Genomic DNA, 2,353 nt, shown 5'->3' with positions numbered 1-2,353 from the left:
CTGCGCCCTCCACGATGGTCGTGTCTTCCTTGGTGATCACCACACGCTTGGCACGGCCAAGGTAGGTAAGATCCACGTTCTCCAGCTTCAGACCCAGGTCTTCGGTGATGAACTTGCCCTCGGTCAGGATCGCGAGATCCTCCATCATGGCCTTGCGGCGATCGCCAAAGCCAGGAGCCTTGACCGCAACGACATTCAGGATACCGCGCAGCTTGTTGACCACGAGGGTTGCCAGCGCTTCACCGTCCACGTCCTCGGCGATAATCAACAGCGGCTTGCCCGTGCGAGCCACGGCCTCAAGCGGCTTGATCAGATCTTGGATCGAGCTGATTTTCTTCTCAAAGAGAAGAATATACGGCTCGTCGAGCTCGGCTTCCATGCGCTCCGCGTCGGTGACCATGTAGGGAGAGATGTAGCCCTTATCGAACTGCATTCCTTCCACAAGATCGAGCTCGGTCTGGATTCCCTTGGACTCCTCGACCGTGATCACACCGTCTTTACCAACCGCGTCCATCGCCTTGGCAACCAATGTGCCAATGGCCTTGTCGTTGGCGGAGATCGTCGCAACATTGGCAATCGCATCGTTGCCCTCAACCGCAACAGACATCGTGTGCAAGCTTGCAATCACGGCGTCCACAGCCTTGTCCATCCCGCGCTTGATCAGCATCGGGTTGGAGCCCGCGGCGACATTGCGAAGTCCTTCTTTGACAATGGACTGGGCCAGAACGGTCGCGGTCGTGGTACCGTCACCGGCGATATCGTTGGTCTTGGAGGCCACTTCGCGAACGAGCTGTGCGCCCATATTCTCGAACTTGTCCTCGACCTCGATCTCTTTGGCGATCGTCACACCGTCGTTGACGATGCTCGGAGAGCCGTATTTTTTCTCCAGCACCACGTTGCGGCCCTTGGGCCCCATCGTCACTCGGACGGCATCGGCGAGGATATTGATCCCCCGCTCCAGTGCGCGCCGTGCGGCCTCATCGTAGATAATTTCCTTGGATGCCATGTTTTAGACTAGCCCTCCACGATTCCCAGAACATCGTCCTGGCGCAGAATGATCAGCTCTTGGCCATCCACTTTAATCTCGGTGCCACTGTACTTACCATAGACGACCTTGTCGCCCACTTTAATCTCTAGTGCCACAAGCGTACCATTGTCCAGGGTCTTGCCCGGCCCTACGGCTAGCACTTCAGCGGTCTGCGGCTTCTCTTTAGCCGTGTCGGGCAGGAGGATTCCCCCTGCAGTGGTCGTCTCAGCCTCGACGGCTTTGACAACGATCCGGTCTCCCAGCGGTTTAAGCATCTTTCTTGAACCTCAAAAATCGAAATTTTTTGACAGATTAGCACTCTCATGCCGAGTCTGCCAACCAGGGTAAAGCATACCGCGTTGTGCGCTAAATTTCAAGCAAGAGCATATAAAACTTACGAAAAATCCGTAAGATTTCGTCAGGCCGCCTTGGCCCAACAGTCACGACCACGCTTCTTTGCCTCATAGAGGGCCACATCGGCGGTAGCGACCAGCTGCGCGGGAGTGATTCCCACCGTGGCCAGTGCAACCCCGATACTGACCGTAATCTGGCGGTGGGGAAAAGATGCCTCACGGACAGCTGTCCCAAGGCGCGTGGCAATCTCTTGAGCCGACTCAGGCGAGTCACCCAGAAGGATCAGAGCGAACTCTTCTCCTCCATAGCGTGCCGCAGTATCACCGGTGCGGATGCTCTCCTGAAGCACTTGTGCAAGACGCTGGAGAACCGCATCCCCGGAGGGATGACCGTAGGTATCGTTGTAGCTCTTGAAGTGATCTACATCCAGCAAAAGCAAGGTCAGAGGCCGCTCCGCACTCAGCAAATCCCGTAGGATCTCCTGAAAGGTCCGATGGTTGTAGAGCCCCGTCATGCCATCGCGCCGGGCAAGTTCCTCAAGCTCCACGTTGCGCTGCTGCTGATGAAACGACTCACGCTCGGTACGCTCAATATCCAGGCTCATGCGTAGCGCTAGGCGCTGTTTCTCCGCAGTCGCGTTAAAACGCGCACGCTCCAAGCGATAGAACTCACGATGATGAAAGAGTGCGCGCTCAAAGTTCTGTTGTTGCTCACACACCCTAACCAAGTTCTCATGGCAGGTTTGCAGCTGCAGATCTGCCTGCATCATCGTCCCTAGCTGGAGTCCCTGCTCAAGGTAGCCCTGTGCTTCTTGCAGACGTCCCCACTTCAGATAGAGCTTACCAAGCTCGCTGAGTATCCGGATCTCTAGCTGATTGTCCTGAAGCTCTCTGGCTTGCGTCAAAGTCGTGAGCAAAAAGCGCTCTGACAGAGGAAAGCGCTCCAAGGCGTAGTAGAGCACTCCCTGAAGAA

General features: G+C 56.1%; 3 protein-coding genes. All 3 read right to left on the bottom strand.

The annotated features are described in order from the left end of the window. Nucleotides 1–1,006: chaperonin GroEL (gene groEL, locus RMO15_RS26685; RefSeq protein ID WP_309719983.1), on the bottom strand; the 1,006-nt coding region annotated here is incomplete at its 3' end. Between the two features lie 8 nt (nt 1,007–1,014). After that, entirely contained in the window at nt 1,015–1,302 is a 288-nt protein-coding gene (gene groES / locus RMO15_RS26680; RefSeq protein WP_309719978.1) for a co-chaperone GroES, read from the bottom strand. A 143-nt stretch (nt 1,303–1,445) separates the two neighbouring features. Then, nucleotides 1,446–2,353 (bottom strand): tetratricopeptide repeat-containing diguanylate cyclase (locus tag RMO15_RS26675; protein ID WP_309719973.1); only part of this gene is annotated, 908 nt, incomplete at its 5' end.

It is taken from the genome of Armatimonas sp. (assembly GCF_031410135.1).
In the GTDB taxonomy this organism is placed as follows: Bacteria; Armatimonadota; Armatimonadia; order Armatimonadales; family Armatimonadaceae; genus Armatimonas.
Note: the sequence above shows the minus strand (reverse complement) of the source record. Positions and strands in the feature narration are given on the sequence as shown.